This window comes from Gottfriedia sp. ABJ_BB2_2 (genome assembly GCF_055484705.1).
In genome coordinates this window covers 46,142-64,232 of sequence record NZ_JBVFKR010000010.1, presented here as the reverse complement: position 1 = coordinate 64,232, position 18,091 = coordinate 46,142, and the positions used below count along the sequence as shown (strand labels likewise).

At 33.3% G+C, this 18,091-nt stretch carries 18 protein-coding genes and 1 riboswitch; of the genes, 3 read left to right on the top strand and 15 right to left on the bottom strand.

Annotated elements, in window-relative coordinates; genetic code table 11:
• Positions 1-162: 162 nt before the first annotated feature.
• Positions 163-387: a helix-turn-helix domain-containing protein gene (locus ACX6U0_RS17840; protein WP_088003658.1), complete on the top strand. Its 225-nt coding sequence runs from the start codon at positions 163-165 to the stop codon at positions 385-387.
• A gap of 516 nt (positions 388-903) precedes the next feature.
• Here the strand turns inward: ACX6U0_RS17840 and ACX6U0_RS17835 are convergent.
• From ACX6U0_RS17835 to ACX6U0_RS17810, 6 genes are all read right to left on the bottom strand, one after another.
• A complete protein-coding gene (locus ACX6U0_RS17835) occupies positions 904-1,671 on the bottom strand; it encodes a TatD family hydrolase (RefSeq protein ID WP_464961221.1) in 768 nt (255 codons plus the stop codon).
• Complete coding sequence (locus tag ACX6U0_RS17830) at positions 1,640-2,410, bottom strand: ABC transporter ATP-binding protein (protein ID WP_464961220.1); 771 nt, start codon at positions 2,408-2,410, stop codon at positions 1,640-1,642. The genes ACX6U0_RS17835 and ACX6U0_RS17830 overlap by 32 nt, the downstream gene beginning before the upstream one ends.
• Before the next feature lie 2 nt (positions 2,411-2,412).
• Entirely contained in the window at positions 2,413-3,174 is a 762-nt protein-coding gene (locus ACX6U0_RS17825) for an ABC transporter permease (protein ID WP_464961219.1), read from the bottom strand.
• Positions 3,174-3,464 (bottom strand): thiamine-binding protein, encoded by a 291-nt coding sequence (locus tag ACX6U0_RS17820; RefSeq protein ID WP_464961218.1) that lies wholly within the window; start codon positions 3,462-3,464, stop codon positions 3,174-3,176. Before ACX6U0_RS17820 ends, ACX6U0_RS17825 begins: the two co-directional genes overlap by 1 nt.
• Positions 3,465-3,489: 25 nt before the next feature.
• Positions 3,490-4,479: an ABC transporter substrate-binding protein gene (locus ACX6U0_RS17815; protein ID WP_464961217.1), complete on the bottom strand. Its 990-nt coding sequence runs from the start codon at positions 4,477-4,479 to the stop codon at positions 3,490-3,492.
• Between the two features lie 128 nt (positions 4,480-4,607).
• A riboswitch (TPP riboswitch) is annotated at positions 4,608-4,717 on the bottom strand.
• 256 nt (positions 4,718-4,973) lie between these two features.
• Positions 4,974-5,414 carry an RrF2 family transcriptional regulator gene (locus ACX6U0_RS17810; protein WP_464961216.1) on the bottom strand — a complete coding sequence of 147 codons (441 nt, stop codon included), beginning with the start codon at positions 5,412-5,414 and terminating at the stop codon, positions 4,974-4,976.
• A 172-nt stretch (positions 5,415-5,586) separates the two neighbouring features.
• On the opposite strand from ACX6U0_RS17810, the gene hmpA reads away from it, so the two are divergent.
• Positions 5,587-6,804, top strand: a complete 1,218-nt coding sequence (hmpA, locus tag ACX6U0_RS17805; protein WP_464961215.1) for an NO-inducible flavohemoprotein — start codon at positions 5,587-5,589, stop codon at positions 6,802-6,804.
• Positions 6,805-7,068: 264 nt separating this feature from the next.
• Here hmpA and ACX6U0_RS17800 read toward each other — a convergent pair whose 3' ends face one another.
• From ACX6U0_RS17800 to ACX6U0_RS17770, 7 genes are all read right to left on the bottom strand, one after another.
• Positions 7,069-7,575 carry a GNAT family N-acetyltransferase gene (locus ACX6U0_RS17800; protein ID WP_464961214.1) on the bottom strand — a complete coding sequence of 169 codons (507 nt, stop codon included), beginning with the start codon at positions 7,573-7,575 and terminating at the stop codon, positions 7,069-7,071.
• A 17-nt stretch (positions 7,576-7,592) separates the two neighbouring features.
• A complete protein-coding gene (locus tag ACX6U0_RS17795; protein ID WP_464961213.1) occupies positions 7,593-9,251 on the bottom strand; it encodes a DUF2339 domain-containing protein in 1,659 nt (552 codons plus the stop codon).
• Positions 9,252-9,526: 275 nt separating this feature from the next.
• Positions 9,527-11,443, bottom strand: a complete 1,917-nt coding sequence (gene thrS, locus ACX6U0_RS17790; protein WP_464961212.1) for a threonine--tRNA ligase — start codon at positions 11,441-11,443, stop codon at positions 9,527-9,529.
• A gap of 427 nt (positions 11,444-11,870) precedes the next feature.
• Positions 11,871-12,320 (bottom strand): acyl-CoA thioesterase, encoded by a 450-nt coding sequence (locus tag ACX6U0_RS17785; protein ID WP_464961211.1) that lies wholly within the window; start codon positions 12,318-12,320, stop codon positions 11,871-11,873.
• Positions 12,321-12,504: 184 nt separating this feature from the next.
• A complete protein-coding gene (gene sdhB / locus ACX6U0_RS17780; RefSeq protein ID WP_464961271.1) occupies positions 12,505-13,266 on the bottom strand; it encodes a succinate dehydrogenase iron-sulfur subunit in 762 nt (253 codons plus the stop codon).
• A gap of 7 nt (positions 13,267-13,273) precedes the next feature.
• Positions 13,274-15,040, bottom strand: a complete 1,767-nt coding sequence (sdhA, locus tag ACX6U0_RS17775) for a succinate dehydrogenase flavoprotein subunit (RefSeq protein WP_464961210.1) — start codon at positions 15,038-15,040, stop codon at positions 13,274-13,276.
• A gap of 12 nt (positions 15,041-15,052) precedes the next feature.
• The gene (locus tag ACX6U0_RS17770; RefSeq protein ID WP_464961209.1) at positions 15,053-15,688 is read right to left on the bottom strand and encodes a succinate dehydrogenase cytochrome b558 subunit; all 636 of its coding nucleotides are present in this window, start codon (positions 15,686-15,688) and stop codon (positions 15,053-15,055) included.
• A 303-nt stretch (positions 15,689-15,991) separates the two neighbouring features.
• On the opposite strand from ACX6U0_RS17770, the gene ACX6U0_RS17765 reads away from it, so the two are divergent.
• Positions 15,992-16,438, top strand: a complete 447-nt coding sequence (locus tag ACX6U0_RS17765) for a YslB family protein (protein ID WP_464961208.1) — start codon at positions 15,992-15,994, stop codon at positions 16,436-16,438.
• A gap of 30 nt (positions 16,439-16,468) precedes the next feature.
• On the opposite strand, the gene ACX6U0_RS17760 is transcribed toward ACX6U0_RS17765, so the two are convergent.
• On the bottom strand, positions 16,469-16,669 hold the full coding sequence (locus tag ACX6U0_RS17760; RefSeq protein ID WP_464961207.1) for a DUF4083 family protein: 201 nt from the start codon (positions 16,667-16,669) through the stop codon (positions 16,469-16,471).
• Between the two features lie 124 nt (positions 16,670-16,793).
• Complete coding sequence (locus ACX6U0_RS17755) at positions 16,794-18,035, bottom strand: aspartate kinase (RefSeq protein ID WP_464961206.1); 1,242 nt, start codon at positions 18,033-18,035, stop codon at positions 16,794-16,796.
• Positions 18,036-18,091 lie beyond the last annotated feature (56 nt).

Below are 18,091 nucleotides of genomic sequence, written 5' to 3'. Positions count from 1 at the left end.
CAATTTTTAGAACAAGCTATGGGCAAAAAAAATAAATATTTTAATCTGGCTTTTAAATTTACTGGAAATATTCACCTTAAATACGTAACTGTCATATGATAAAAAGACTAAATGAATACCCATCCGAAGTACAGCTCGGTCAAGCAAGGAGGGTTAGCACAGTTGAAGGATAGAGAATATCAAACAAAGCACACACTCACTAAGCGTGAAAAAGAAGTATTTGAACTTCTTGTTCAAGATAAAACTACAAGAGAAATTGCTGAAGAACTGTTTATAAGTGAAAAAACTGTGAGAAATCATATTTCAAATGCAATGCAGAAGCTTGGGGTTAAGGGGCGATCACAAGCAGTTATCGAGCTACTACGCATGGGCGAGCTTGAACTGTAGCATTCTTGTAGATTTACAAATCTACTCATCAACCTAGTGCCGGCTATCTTTTTGATAAGCCGGTTTTGGTTTATAATAATGACCTAGCAAATTGGCTTTTCATTAATTAAAAAACAAAGTAATTAAATAGCAGCCAATGCACGCAATTCATTTTTCTACTATTACTTATTATATTAGTTATTTGTGGACCAACATTTTTTTCCATGTAAATAATAGAAACCCCATCCTTTTTTTCAGATGGGGTTAAATTCTATGGTTCAAATATTATTTCTCATCTAATTTCATGAAATACATATCAAAAGTTGAGTTTATCTCTGAATCTTATTTCTTCTTACTCGCTTCCATAGTAAAAACTTATCTCATTACATTTGAAGGTTGAATAGATACTGATATTCAGCTGCTATTACCTAAAAATTCACGATCTCATTCTATTAAAATATCTTCATATGAGTAACGAGACTAATCTCAATGAAAAAAAGCAATTACTAAAAAGACTAGTAATTGCTTAATCAATCATTAAAAACCATAAAATTCTTTTGTGTTTTCGTAAAGACATTTATAAACTTCTTCTAATTCTGACTCTTTTATCTCAGCAATTTTGCGTACTGATTTATGAACAAATCTTGGATGAGTATACTCTCCATTAAAAGGACCTTCAAACGGCCATGGGCCATCTGTTTCCACCATTAACAGGTTTAATGGATAGATTTTTACAAGCTCTTGAATTTCATGTTCATATAACACATCAGGCGTAATGGATATATAATAACCCTTTTCAATCATTCGCTCAATGGTATGTTTGTTTCCTTTAAACCAATGAAAATGTGCTTTTTTGATGTTATATTTTTCTAATAGACAGCAAACGATTTCAGCATCTTCATAAACCGCATGAAGTACGATCGGTTTACTTAACTCATATGCAAGTTTAATAAACTTTTCAAGCAGCTCTATATAAGGTTTATAATCAAGCGTTTGTTCTTGATTTCGATAATACGGCAAGCCTACTTCACCTATTGCTATCATTTGTTCATGATGTTCTCTTATCCATTTTAACAAAGCTTGAGTTTCTGCTTCGGAGGGAATCTCTTGTTCAGGATGAAATCCAAATGCTGCGTAGACTTGTTTAAACTGTAAATGAAAATCGAGATTTTTCTTACACGAAGCTAAATCCATGGAAACCGAAATAAGCGCTTCTACTTCATTTTCTTTTAAACTATTAAGTATCTCATCTCTTTGTTTCGATTCAAATGAGTCAAGATGTATATGAGCATCTATCACTTTCATCTGGTTTCTCCTTTTCCAGTGCAGAATAAATTTTACGTTTCCACGCGGTAAATTCATCAGTCAATAGTAATTCTTTGCGACGAGGTCTTTGAAATGGTACGATCATTTCTTCTTTAATCCTTGCTGGTTTATCTGAGAAAATATAAATCCTATCAGACAGTAACAAAGCCTCATCAATATTATGCGTAACTAGCAAAATTGATCGTCTTTGTTCCTCCCAGATTGAAAGAAGCCATTGCTGCATATCAAGTCTCGTAAATTCATCTAAAGCAGAAAATGGTTCATCCATACACATGAATGATTGTGGAGCAAGTAATGATCTTAGAAATGAGACTCGTTGTTTCATTCCACCTGACAATTCATGTGGATAAGCATTTTCGTAGTCAGCAAGTCCGGTGCGCTTCAACCAATCTCGTGCTAATGATTCATCCGATTTACCTTTAAGTTCACTTGATAATAGTATATTTTTCAATACAGTGCGCCATGGAAGAAGTGAATGTTCTTGTGGCATAAAGCTGATATGACCTAGCTCCCCATTTATGACGGAACGATTTAAAATGATTTGGCCCGAATCAGGATTGATCAATCCACCAATCAAGTTAAATAAAGTACTTTTCCCGCTGCCCGATGGCCCTAAAATCGAAACAAATTCACCTTCATTTACATGCATTGAAATGCCCGCTAAAACTTGTTGATTTTTTCCAAATGATTTTTCTAGATTTCTTATTTCTAATGTCATTTTTATTTTACTCCCTTAGACTTCCATTTCACCGTCATTCTTTCTAGCAATACTATTACACTGAAAAAGAACATACTTAAAAACATAATGATAAAAATCGAGACAAAAACTCGATCGGTACGGAATGAAGAAGAAGCAAGCGTCATAAATACACCTATACCTGTTTTTGCACCTAGCCACTCAGAAATCACCGCACCCATCACACTATATGTCGCGGATATTTTTAATCCCGAAAAAATAGATGGTAGTGAGTATGGACATTCTATTTTCCAAAATAATTGTGATTTAGTTGCCCCTGCCATTTTCATATAATTAATCAAATTGGTTGGTGTTTGCCTAAATCCATCAAGAGCAGAAACGGTAACAGGAAAGAAGCAAACTAGTGAAATAATCATTAATTTCGGGAATACTCCAAATCCAAACCAAATAATCAAAAGTGGTGCTAAAACAATAATTGGTACGTTCTGTGACAAAATTAATAATGGATAAAACGCTTCTTTAAACCCTGGAATTAAATGTAGTACGATAGCAATCATCAGTCCTAAAAGAGTACCTACCAAAAAACCAAAGATAGTTAATTGTACAGTAGAGAGTACATGTGGAACTAATGAATCATAAGACTTAATTCCTTCTTTCAGTATTACGATTGGCCCTGGTAAGAGCCAAGCTTCTATTTTGAATAGTTTGATACACAGCTGCCAAAAAATTAAAAAAAGAAGGATGACAAGAATCGGTTGCCATCCTTTTATTTGTTTACGTTTCATTAACGATATTTCTCCGTCAAGTCATCCATAGCAATACCTTGTGGCTGATATAGTATTTTCATTTGCGTAATGACATTATGACAGCCGATTTCGATCATTTTTTCATTCATTTTTTGGACAATATTTAATAATTGATTTAAATCGCCTTCCATTGTTGTTTCTAAAGGTTGAACTTGGTATTTTACACCAGACTCATCGATTACTTTTATCGCCGCATCTACCGCTGGAATTACTTCCTCAATTTTGTTTGTTTTTGGTATAATTTGTACACTAATCAAAGAATTAGACATTTAAAGCTCCCCCTTATAAAAATTATTATTCTGGTAAAAACTCATTTGTAAAAGCTTTTTCCGGATCAAATTTACCTTCTAACAATTTATTTTCAGTTAACCACTCAGCATAGTTTTTCCAAATTGTTAACTTCTGTTCACCCCAACGACTTGCATCGTCTTGATATTTAGTTGAAAGCCATTCCTGACTTTTTTGGACTAACTCTTTATCTAAATCTGGATTATCTTTTAATAAAATATCTGCTGCTTCCTTTGGATGATCGATTGAATAAGTATATCCTTTAGACGCTGCCTTCATAAATGCTTTCACGACTTTTGGTTGATCCTTAATCATTTTTTCATTCGTTGCAAGTACAGGTGTGTAGTAATCTAATTTATCACTGTAATCAGTTAAATAAACCATATTTAATTTCTCATCGCGAAGCTCAGCTTCTATTCCTGTCCACCCTTGATAAATCCAAGCAAAATCAATATCACGCTTTACAGCTGTGAAGAAATCAGCATCACCCATATTAACGATATTTAATTTATTAACATCTGCATTTTCTTTCTTCATCAGTGAATCTAAAATGGCTTTTTCAACTGGAGAACCCCATCCACCATAAGTTTTACCTACAAAATCTTTTGGTGATTTAATATTTTTACTAACTGGTGAAGCAAAACCAGAAGTATTATGTTGAATAACAGCAGCAATCGACACAATTGGAACATTTTGTACTCTTGCTTGTGTAATTGACTCTTGGTATGATACGCCAAAATCAGCTTTACCAGAAGCAATTAATTGGTCTGCTCCTGTTTGCCCTGGACTAATAATGTCAACATTCAAACCTTGCTCTTTAAAATATCCATTTTCTTTTGCTACGAATAAACCTGTATGATTTGTATTAGGCGTCCAGTCTAGCACAACCGTCACCTTTTGTAGCTCTTTTTCTTTCTTTGGTGTTGATGAATTTTGTCCACTACATCCTGCTAACGTTAAGCAAAGTGCAAAAAAGCAAATCAGTAATCTTTTCATTCTATAACTCTCCTTTTTGTTTTGTTTATACAAATGAAATGTGTTAGTACCTTAGCAAGGCACTCGAACTAGACAAAAAGAAAACGCCCGAATAAATATCCGGACGTGAATGCACTGTAAAAAACTATATCAAAAGAGATACTGTTCCCTACGCTGGCATCACCCAGATCAGGTTCTAAGAGTCAGTATCTTACGGATACTATCTCAGCCAGCAACACTGGCTCCTCCACATTTTCTCGCATATAAACTTTTCAAGATAAATATAACAGATAAACCCCATAATTACGAAACATTTTCATCACATTTTAATAATTTAAATAATCTGTATAAATAGAAAAATATGAATATAGGAAAATCACTAAGGAATCTGTGTCTCACTCTTTTTTAACCTCTAGTAAATCCTTTATATTTCTCAATCATTAATTCGAGAACCATCGGAGCATATATAACAAATTAAACTTTAAAACACTCAAACAATTACTGCTCGAGTGTTTTTATTTTTTATTTAAGTCAAAATATTCTTTCAGCATAAAATTATTTTGTACAATATCTTCAAGTGTATATTGATCTAATACTTGTAAAAACTGATCTAACGCTTTATTAAATATATGCTTCAAAGAACAAACTGGAGTAATCACACAGTTATTGTTATGTTCGAAACATTCAACAATATGAAAGTCCTCTTCAGTTTTTCGAATTAATTCACCTATATTTATATCAGATGGTAGTTTTGCAAGTCGGATTCCACCATTTCGTCCTCGAATTGTTTCAATATACCCCATCTTCCCTAAGTTATATATTATTTTCATTAAATGATTTTTTGAAATATCATACGCCTCGGCAATATCCTTTATATTAACCAGTTTTTCATTTGGTTCAGTGGACAAGTATATTAAAACCCGAAGTGAGTAATCTGAATAATTGGTTAACCGCATAAATTCCCCTCACTCATTTATTTTGATTAATCATAGCATAATTGTGAACATTTTTTAAACTTTTATAAACTGAGGCTAAAAAGATGTATTTTACATATTGCTTTGAAGAAAATATAAGTCTACTATAAAGATGTATTAGAAATACTACTTTAGAGAAAAGAAGGGGTATAACATGCTATCTCAAAAAACAATCGACATTATTAAATCAACAATCCCAGTTTTAGAAGTAAAAGGGATTGAAATTACATCAGTTTTTTATAAAAACTTGTTTACAAATCATCCTGAATTATTGAATATATTCAATCATACAAATCAACAAAAAGGTAGACAACAAACAGCACTTGCCAACACAGTCCTAGCTGCGGCAAAAAACATTGATAAGCTTGAAACAATTCTTCCTGTTGTAAAACAAATTGCCCAAAAACATCGCAGTCTTTTAGTAAAACCTGAACACTACCCTATCGTTGGAGAACACTTATTAGGTGCGATTAAAGAAGTATTAGGTGATGCTGCAACCGATGAAATTATTAATGCTTGGGCTGAAAGCTATGGTATTATTGCACAAGTATTTATCGATATTGAAAAAGAAATGTATAATGAATCAGCTACACAAGAAGGTGGATGGAGTGACTTTAAAGAGTTCAAGGTCATTGATAAGGTTAAAGAAAGCGAAGTAATTACATCTTTCTACTTACTTCCAAAAGATCATTCCGTATTACCAACATTTTTACCAGGTCAATATATAACTGTTCGAGCAAAAGTAGAAGGACAAGAATATTTATTAAACAGACAATATAGTTTATCTGATGTACCTGGCAAAGAGCACTACAGAATTTCCGTAAAAAGAGAAGCTGAAGAACAACAACCTAAAGGAGTTTTTTCAAACTATCTTCACGACTTTGTTAATATTGGCGATTCATTAGAATTAACAGCTCCAGCTGGGGATTTCACTATAAACAATGATCTTGAATCACCTGCTGTGTTCATTAGTGGTGGAGTTGGAATTACACCTTTAATGAGTATGGTAAAATATATTGCTAATACTCAGCCAAACCGTAAAGTAGAAATGGTTTGTGCCTCAAGAAATGCTAACCTTCAACCATTCAAAAATGAGTTAATCTCACTATCAGAACAATTAAATGACTTTTCTTTATCATTTATTTATGAGAATCCTTCTGAGGATGATTTGAAAAATCCGTACTTTAAAAAGCAAGGTTATATTGATGCTGCTTGGTTAACATCTAATATACAATCTGTTGATGCACATTATTATGTATGTGGCCCAGTGCCGTTTTTAAAAGCAGTTGTTTCAAGCTTAAAACAATTGAATGTTCCAGAAACACATATTCACTTTGAATTCTTTGGACCTTCAATGAGTCTAGAAGCATAGGATAGATAAAAAGGATGCTCTATTTTTTGAGCATCCTCTTTAACTTTTTATCAATAAGGCAGTTTTCTTTAGAGCGGTAGGAATGATAAAACTACCTAATATTGCTAGCAAATCACTTGAAAATGTTTTTTTAATACAACCAAAAACGAGACTACTGATGAAAATATCATATAATACAAATCTGCCAAAATCTTCTTTAGTGATGACTAAAAATACGACTGATGATTTTCTAGTTGTCAGACCAAGCCCACCTTTAGTACGAAATTATTCGATTGGCAATTCCCAATAATATTTTTCTAATTCCTCGTACATTTTTTTCATCCCTATTTTCTCCAATACTCTTATGGAAGAGTAATTGTAAATCGAACATGTTGCAATAATTTTTTCTACGTTTTCTTTTTGCATACCCCAATGACAAAATGCTTTAGCCATCTCAGTAGTATAGCCCTTCCCTTGGTACTGAGGTGACATACTGTAACCTATTTCCATCAATCCATGTTCATCTGGGCCACCTTTAAAACCCATATCCCCTATGATGATTTTGTCTTTTTTATGAATAATGATCCCTTCGAATTCCTCCTCTTCAGGATGTTTTTGAAAACGAGATATCTTATATGGAAACAAATTTTTGTAGGCGTTAATTGGCCATCCTTTCGCAAAACTATATGTCATATTTTCATATACTAACCCCTTTTCGCCGTTTAAAACGTCTAACATTGCTCCAGCAGTAAATCGTACTAATAATAGATTTTCAGTTTGAGTAATCATCATTCGTATTCTCCTGTCCACTATTTCCCTTTAAAAAATATTCTAGAAATAATTAAGCCAATTAAACCGAGTAATATAAATAGACCTGCCCTAACTAATAATGTAATATTCGGTAAATCTACCAAAACAAGCTTGCATAAAGTAAGTAATAACAAACCAATACCAATATAGGTCCAGACTTTAAACTTTTTCAAACTGCCAAGTATCATAGCAATAATGGAGATGATGATCCAACTTAAATTAATCATTAGACTACTAACATTTTCAGTGAAATCTAAAGTTAAAATTTGTATTGTTTGAGTGACATAAGCAATGATTAATAATGTAGTCACTAATGAACTACTTACCAAAATAACATGTTTCTCTTTCTCATTTTTATAAGCTAATATTGCTATTGTGATAGTAGCAATAATTAAAACAATCCAATCCATAGAATTAAATGAAATCATCGAAGAGATCGGTTCTGATACAATCCTTATACCGACTGGAACAAATGTCAAAGAAGCAATCATTAATTTAAATACATCTCTATATCTTACATAAAATAAATACGTTAATATCGCTTGTATGATTAAAACAGTATTTAGTAAGTGAATCGTCACACTGTCTAAGCATAAAAACGAAAATGCTAATAGGAAATTTGTTGAAAATGCAAAAAACAAGTCTGATTGCTTTTTATATAGATTACTTAGGAATAAATATGAAACACAAAGTAAGATGAGAATAATCGTTCTTGTACTACCTTCATAACCACTGAAAATCCAAGCAATCGTGATGACAAAGCTAGTATGAAGCATTAAAATTTGTTTTTTCTTAGAAAACTTTGAGATTAATAAAATAACAAGTAATCCAAAATGTTGAATGATCATACTAAAAGCAAAGTATTCAAAACCTTTAAGATTAAAATTTAAAAGTCCGATTACTACATAAACTAAGTTTAATAGTATAGCTGAAGTTGAATATAAGTATTTATATTGTTTGAAAGCAGCATAGAACATAAATAACAAGTATATTGATGTTTCATAAAAAGCAAAAAATAAATAATTAGGCGTTGTGCTTTTTATTAGGAATGGAATAAAAACAGCTCCAATTATACTAATTAAGCCAATTGCTTCAGATTTATACTTATTCATAAAATAAAAGCCAATTCCAACCCAAATAACTTGCAGAAAAAATGCCAAATTCGAACCAATCATATTATATAAATGATGCATTGCAAAAGTTGTTAAGAATAACACTGGCAATATTCCACCTAATAATGTTTGCCCAAGCGTAACTCGCTTTGCTTGTACTTGTCGATTCCCATACCAAAATAAAAGAATTGCAAAGGCGAATCCTATGCCAACTTTGGCATAATCATTTAAAACACCATAATCGGATGCTGCTTTAAATCCCCACATTATACCAATGATAAAAATAAAGATAAAAAATCTAGGTAACCATTTTTGGAAAATAAGTGCTTCAAAATCAATTTTTTCTTTAGGTGAAATTGTATTTTGTTTTACTACTTTTTGAACTGGTTTCGCTGCAGTCACACTAACTTTTTCTTTTTGTCGAGTTTCATTTTCTTTCAAAACCGTTTCTCTAGTGAGTAGAAAATCAAGTTTTTTCTTCATCTCACTCACTTCAAATTCAAGTTTTTCAACCTTCTTTTGAAGCTCCTCATTTTGATTTCCCAACCAAATCACCTCTATCATATCTATGTATTTCTCGTAATCTAAATAACCAAATTGAATTAGCTATCTTGATTCAATTCTACAATTTCAGTTACATTCCTATATAGATTTGAAAAATTACAATTTTCGCCATATTTCCCAGAAAATAATTACAATCCAAAACTCATTTTGGATTTACGATATTCTAATAGGATTCATTTTATTAATACATGTTAACATTTAATTTCTAGCATTTTTAACTAAAAAAATCCTCTACCAATCGATAGAGGATTTTAATATTAGAATAAAACTTTATCTTGTTTTTGTTGCTTAACCATTTCTAAGAATGCATCAAATGATTGAGTGCCAATATCGCCTTCGCCACGCTTACGAATCGCTACAGCATTGTTTTCAACTTCTTGGTCCCCAACAACTAACATGTAAGGTAGTTTACGAAGCTGTGCTTCACGGATTTTGTATCCAATTTTCTCACCGCGTAAGTCTGCCTCAACACGAATTCCTGCATCTTTTAATTGATCAGCAAGTTTTTGTGCATATTCATTATGAACGCTAGAAATTGGTAAAACTGCAACTTGAACTGGTGCTAACCATAATGGGAATGCTCCAGCGAAGTGTTCAGTTAGAATTCCTAAGAAACGATCAATTGATCCATAAATTGCACGGTGGATAACAACTGGACGTTCTTTTTGATTATCTTCATTAACATAAGTTAAATCAAATTTTTCTGGCATTTGGAAATCTAATTGAATTGTAGCACATTGCCAGCTACGTTTTAATGCATCTTGAATGTGGAAATCAATTTTCGGTCCATAGAATGCACCATCACCAGGATTTAATTTAAAATCAAGGTTTTCTGATTTCAGAACGTTTTCTAATGCTTGTTCAGCAGAGTTCCATAATTCTTCAGAACCCATTGAATCTTCTGGACGAGTTGATAATTCTACTTTATAAGTAAATCCAAATACACCATAGATTTCTTTAATTAAGTTAATTACTTCAATAATTTCGCCTTCAATTTGGTCTGGGCGACAGAAGATATGTGCATCATCCTGAGTAAATGTACGAACACGCATCATACCGTTTAATGCACCAGAGAATTCATGACGGTGTACTTGACCGTTTTCACACATACGGATTGGTAAGTCACGATATGAATGTAATTTATTTTTATAGATTAACATGTGACCTGGACAGTTCATCGGTTTTAACGCGAAATTTGTTTCATCAACTTCTGTAAAGTACATGTTTTCATGGTAATGGTGCCAGTGACCTGATTGCTCCCATAAACGCTGGTTCATGATAAATGGAGTACGAACTTCTTGGTAATCTTTACGAGTTTGAAGACCACGCTCATACTGCTCTAATTCATTACGAATAATTGTACCTTTTGGTAAGAAGAATGGCATACCAGGTGCTTCTTCTGAGAACATGAATAACTCAAGCTCTTTACCTAATTTACGGTGATCACGCTTTTTAGCCTCTTCTAATAAATGTAAGTGCTCTTCTAATTCTTTTTTACTTTGGAATGCAGTTCCATACACACGTTGAAGCATTTTATTGTTTGCATCGCCTCTCCAATATGCACCTGCAACTGATAATAATTTAATTGCTTTTACACGACCAGTTGAAGGTACGTGTGGTCCACGACATAAATCAACGAACTCACCTTGAGTATACATAGAAATGACAGCATCTTCTGGTAGGTCGCGGATTAATTCTAATTTAAACTCATCATCTAATTCTGCAAAGAATTTAATCGCTTCTTCACGACTAACTTCTGAACGAGTGATTGGTAAATTTTCTTTAATAATTTTTTCCATCTCTTTTTCAATTTTCGGTAGGTCTTCTACTTTAATTGAAACAGGAAGATCGATGTCATAATAGAAACCATCTGTTGTTACTGGTCCTACACCAAATGCAGTTTTTTGATCTTTGTATAAACGTTTAACTGCTTGAGCTAAAATGTGCGCAGAACTATGACGCATCATTTCTAATCCTTCTTGATCATCTTGTGTGATGATTTGTACTTCACACTCTTCTGTAATTTGTGTATTTAAATCAACTAATTTTCCATTTATTTTTCCACCAAGTGCTTTTTTCTTTAAGCTAATGGAGATTGAACCAGCGAAATCTTCTACTGTTGTGTTTTGCTCCACCTCGCGAATAGATCCATCTGGTAATTTAACTGAAATCATTTAGTTCACTCCTTTTAATAATAAATTTTTGCAAATAAAAAAGAGCACACTCGTAGGGACGAATGTGCTCGTGGTTCCACCCTAATTTGTTGTACACTAAAAAAGTATACATTACTCTCAATGTTTTAACGGTCTACACCGATAGCAGTTAATTGTATACGACATACGTTCCCCACTATAGCTACAAGGTGGTAAGTCATTCAACGTATAGAGAATTCTCGCACCATGTGAATTCCTCTCTTACTATCGTTTTGAACGCTCTTGTCCTTGATCAATGCTTATCAATTATTCATATAAAAGTATTATATAAAAAGTTATTGAATTCTTCAAGTACTCATCTAGAGAATAGTCAAAATGTTATATTATTCTATTCAACTTTTATAAAGTATGTGACATTATTACCTAATTTAAACCTTTTGGACAATATTTAATCATTTTCTAATTTTTCTTTCCACTCAGTTTTCCATTTTTCGCTTCTTCCAGTTCTACGATTCAGATTTACGAGTGAATTTCGCCCCGTAAAACAAACCATTCCATTTTCATTAACGCCCATATAATGGACATCTATTGATGAATTCCCAATGCTATTAACCTTTACAAAAACATCGATTTTATCATCAAAATAGACTTGTTGTAAAAAATCACACTGTAAATCTGCTACCACTGGAATGACTTCACTATCAAATGCAATCCATTCTTGCATAAAACCTAAGTGTTTTAAGTATTCAATACGAGCTTCTTCAAAATACGTAAAAGGCACAGTATTATTCATATGCCCAAACATATCAGTTTCATTGAAACGAACCTTAATCGTTATATTAAAAGAAAAACTTGTCTGCCATTCCTCTAAGTTTGAAATATAACTCATTTTCCCCATACGATCACTCCTTATTATATTAATTCTATTATACATATGTTTCTTCAAAAAAAGAATGAATATTCACTCATTTTTTCATACTACTTTGGATGCGATCATTTAATATTTAAATTTCTTTATTAAGATAATAACTAAGTCCGAACGAAAAAAGACATGCCCACATATGGACATGTCTTTTGTTTTATTAAATTTCGTCGCTACCAAAGAAATCTTTGAAAGATTGGATTGTTGTAGCACGGTTTAATGCTGCAATTGAAGTTGTTAAAGGAATTCCTTTTGGACAAGATTGAACACAGTTTTGTGAGTTACCACAGTTTGCAAGTCCACCATCGCCCATAATCGCATGTAGACGTTCTTCTTTATTCATTTCACCAGTTGGATGAGCATTGAATAAACGAACTTGCGAAAGTGGTGCTGGTCCAATAAAGTTAGATTTACTATTAACGTTTGGACAAGCTTCTAAGCAAACGCCACAAGTCATACATTTAGATAACTCATAAGCCCATTGACGTTTCTTTTCTGGCATTCTTGGTCCTGGTCCTAAATCATGTGTTCCATCAATTGGAATCCAAGCTTTAACACGTTTTAAAGAGTCAAACATACGGCTACGGTCAACTTGTAAGTCACGTACTACTGGGAACGTACTCATTGGTTCAAGACGAATTGGTTGTTCTAATTGGTCAACTAGCGCAGTACATGACTGACGTGGTTTCCCGTTAATTACCATCGAACATGCACCACAAACTTCCTCAAGACAGTTCATATCCCAAGTGATTGCTGTAGTTTCCTGACCCTTAGCGTTTTTAGGATTTTTACGAATTTCCATTAAAGCCGAGATTACGTTCATATTCGGACGATAAGGGATGTGAAAAGTTTCTTCATAAGGTGTTGAATTTGGTGAATCTTGACGTTTTACAATAAATGTAATTGTCTTTTCAGCAGTCATTGTCCCATTATGCATTTTGTTTATCCCCTTTCTTCTTAGAATAGTCACGTTTTCTTGGTTGAATTAATGAAGTATCTACTTCTTCGTAATGGAAAATCGGTGTTTTTAACTTTTCATCGAATTTTGCCATTGTTGTTTTTAAGAATTCCTCATCGTTACGTTCTGGGAATTCTGGTTTATAGTGTGCTCCACGACTTTCATTTCGGTGGTAAGCACCTAATGTAATAACACGTGATAAATGAAGCATGTTCTCAAGTTGACGTGTAAACGTAGCACCTTGATTACTCCATTTAGCAGTATCGTTAATATTAATATTTTGATAACGCTCAAGAAGCTCTTGAATTTTATCATCAGTTTTTAATAGTCTATCATTGAATCGAACAACTGTTACATTGTCAGTCATCCATTCTCCAAGCTCTTTATGAAGAAGGTAGGCGTTTTCAGTTCCATCCATAGATAGAATACGATTCATTTTTTCATTTTCTTCAGAAACATTACGATCAAATACTGAAGATGAAACATCATCAGCAGACTTAGCTAAACCATTTACGTATCTAACTGCATTTGGTCCAGCAACCATTCCACCATAAATAGCTGATAATAGTGAGTTTGCACCTAAACGGTTTGCACCGTGCATTGAATAATCACACTCACCTGCAGCAAATAATCCAGGAATAGCTGTCATTTGATCATAATCAACCCATAATCCACCCATTGAATAGTGAACTGCTGGGAAAATTTTCATTGGTACCTTTTTCGGATCATCACCAGTAAATTTCTCATAAATCTCAATGATTCCACCAAGTTTAATATCTAACTCTTTTGGATCCTTATGAGAAAGATCTAGGTACACCATGTTTTCTCCGTTGATACCAAGTTTTTGGTCAACACATACAGAGAAAATTTCACGTGTAGCAATATCCCTTGGCACAAGGTTTCCATATGCAGGATATTTCTCTTCTAAGAAATACCATGGCTTACCATCTTTATATGTCCAAACTCGTCCACCTTCACCACGAGCACTTTCACTCATTAAACGGTTTTTGTCATCTCCAGGGATAGCAGTAGGATGGATTTGAATAAATTCACCATTTGAGTATGTTGCACCTTGACGGTAAACTGCTGCTGCTGCTGAACCTGTATTGATAATTGAATTTGTTGATTTACCAAAGATAATTCCAGGTCCACCTGTAGCCATAATTACTGCGTCAGCAGGGAAGCTAACAATTTCCATTGATGATAAGTTTTGTCCTACGATACCACGACAAACTCCTTCGTCGTCAACGATAACTCTTAAAAATTCCCAACCCTCAAACTTTTGAACAAGACCTTCTGATTCATAACGACGAACTTGCTCATCTAATGCGTACAATAATTGTTGGCCAGTCGTTGCACCAGCAAATGCTGTACGGTGATGCTGAGTTCCACCAAAACGACGGAAATCTAACAGTCCTTCTGGTGTACGGTTAAACATTACACCCATACGGTCCATCATGTGGATGATTCCAGGTGCTGCTTCCGCCATTGCTTGAACTGGTGGTTGGTTTGCTAAGAAATCTCCACCATAAATCGTATCATCAAAGTGCTCCCATGGAGAGTCACCTTCACCTTTTGTATTAACTGCACCATTAATTCCACCTTGTGCACAAACCGAATGTGAACGTTTAACAGGAACTAATGAGAATAAATCTACTTTTGTACCAGCTTCAGCGGCTTTAATTGTAGCCATTAATCCAGCTAATCCACCGCCAACAATAATTACTTTTCCACTCATGTCTCTCTCTCCTTACATGTTTGCTAACTGCGGATCAATGAATGCAAAAATCGCACGTAATCCAACGATTGATAGAGCAACGAAAATTCCTAAAGTAACATATGTCGAAATACGTTGCGATTTAGGTGTTACAGTAATTCCCCAAGAAATGAAGAATGACCATAATCCATTAGCAAAGTGGAAAATTGTTGAAATAACACCTACAATATAGAACGCAATCATGAATTTCGAGCTAAAAATATTAGCCATCATATCATAATCTACTTCTGCACCTAATTGAGCCGCAATACGGGTTTGCCACACATGCCATGTTATAAAGATTAAAGTAATAACTCCAGAAATGCGTTGGAATAAGTATAACCAGTTTCGTAAATAACCATAATTTTTCACATTGCTAGTGCCTGTAAAAGCAATGTATAGTCCATAAATAGCATGGTATAAGATCGGTAATAAGATAATAAAAATTTCTAATAAATAGCGGAATGGTAAATTCGCCATAAATTCAGCAGCTTTGTTAAATGATTCTGCTCCATTCGTTGCAAAATGATTGACAACTAAGTGCTGCATTAAGAATATTCCTACTGGAATTACTCCTAACAATGAATGAAGTTTTCTAAGGAAAAACTCCTGGCCATTCTTGTTGCTCATGTAAAACCCTGCCCCCTTTAGTTTGTGAACATGAAAATAAAATTACTGCTTCTATTATTCTAGAAAAATAGAAAATAATGTAATTTCCATAAAAATCTAAATTTTTATGAGATTTATCTAAAGTTCATTTTACTCCTGTTAATATAACAGGTCAAGAAAACGCGTACATTTTTCTTTACTGAAAAAACTTCTCAATTATATTGGTAAATCTACAAATAATCAGGTTTTCAATTATTGTTTTTATTATTGTTTATTGTATATAATAAATACATGTTTTTTAAGGAAAGGGAGAGCTATTCGACCATGATGAACGGCAATGAAATTTTAAAAACTCCAGGGAATATTTCTGGTTTCGGCTACGAACTCTTACGAAATGATTTACTTACAGAATTATTAGGGAAAGAGCAACATGATATATTATATTGGGCGGGAAAAATGATTGCTAGAAAATATCCATTAGCAACATTTGAAGAAATTATTGAATTTTTTGAAACTGCAGGTTGGGGAACTTTAACGGTTGTAGATGAAAAAAAACAAGAAGTACATTTTGTCTTAACTTCTGAACTAGTTACATACAGAAATCAACATAAAAAAGACGTATCTTATCAATTGGAAGCAGGCTTTCTTGCAATGCAAATTCAACAACAAATCGATGTAATTGCAGAAACATATGAAGAGCAAAGTAAACGTTCTGATAAAGTAAAATTTCAAGTAAAATGGGATCTAAAAGATCCAGTTACAAAAAAATAAAAATAAGCCTGTTCATTTAATTGATCAGGCTTATTTCATATTATCTTTTTCGCTTTTCTTTATTAGTTCATCTAGTTTGCGATTCATTTCATCTAATTGTTTATTTTTCTTAACACCTTTAATAATATAATTCATGAGAAATAAACTAATAAAAACGAATAATAGAATAAGAAGTATTAATAATATTAATTGAAAAACTATATCCCCATAAGCAATCCCTGCATTTATCAAATCAAAACCTCCATTACCAATTACTACTTCTATTATATGGTAATATTTCGCTAAAATGTTATAAAACCCCTCTAATCCTAGTTCCTATTGAAAGGAAAATGATGATTAAAGGGGATTTTTTATTTTATCCTTCTACAACTACTTCTTCTTGAACTCGATCTAGCTCATAACCTTTATGCAGAGCATGAACAGCATTTTGTAATTGCGACTTTGGAATAACAGTTGAAACTTTAATTTCAGACGTACTGACCATTTTTACCGGTATACTAGCTTCAGCTAAAAATTTAAACATATTTGCCGCAACACCTGGATTTGAAACCATACCACTTCCAACAATCGAAACTTTCGCAAGCTCGCTCTCAAAATCAAATGAAACATATCCTAAATATTCTTTTTTAGATTCTAGAATTGTGATAGTTTCTAACATATTTTCTGATTTAATAGAAAATGAAAGATTCACTAAATTATCTGATGTAACACTTTGAATAATAATGTCTACGTCAATTCCCTCTGTTGCAAGTATTGTAAAGATATTCGGTAAAAGATCGACTTGGTTATGTAAACCATTTAAAGTCATTCTTGTGACATTTGATTCAAAAGCGATTCCTCTTACGACTGATTGTTGTTCCATTTGATTTTCCTCCCCAATAAACGTACCAATTTCATCATGTTGGCTTGATCTTACTTGTATAACTAATCCATAATTTTTTGCAAATTCTACTGCCCTAGGGTGTAAAACAGCTGCACCTAAAGCAGCAAGCTCTAGCATTTCATCATATGAAACATGACTCAATTTAGTAGCTTCTGGCTCGATTCTTGGATCCGTTGTATAAACCCCTAAAACATCAGTATAAATATCACAACGTTCTGCCTGTAATGCAGCCGCTAACGCTACTGCAGTAGTATCCGAACCACCACGACCTAAAGTTGTAATTTCATCTTCATTACTTAACCCTTGGAAACCTGCGACAATCACAATATACCCTTCATTGATCAATTGCTGTATTCTTTCTGTTTGAATTGTTTCAATGCGAGCATTACCATGAATAGATTCTGTATGGATTCCTGCTTGCCAACCAGTTAATGAGATTGCCTTAAATCCTTTAGCCTGAATTGCCATAGCTAATAAAGAAATTGAGACTTGCTCACCAGTTGTTAAAAGCATATCCATTTCACGCTTACTATTTTGTGGACTAATTTGCTGTGCAAGATTAACGAGTTCATCAGTATGATGTCCCATTGCAGAGACAACTGTAACTACACTATTACCTTCTTTATAGGCTTTTGTTACTGTATCAGCAACATGTTTTATTCGCTCGATTGAACCGACTGAAGTCCCTCCAAATTTTTGAACAATAATTCCCATTTTTTCTCATCCTCACCTATTTTTCATAAAAAAGAATACAAAAAAGCGCGTGAAGC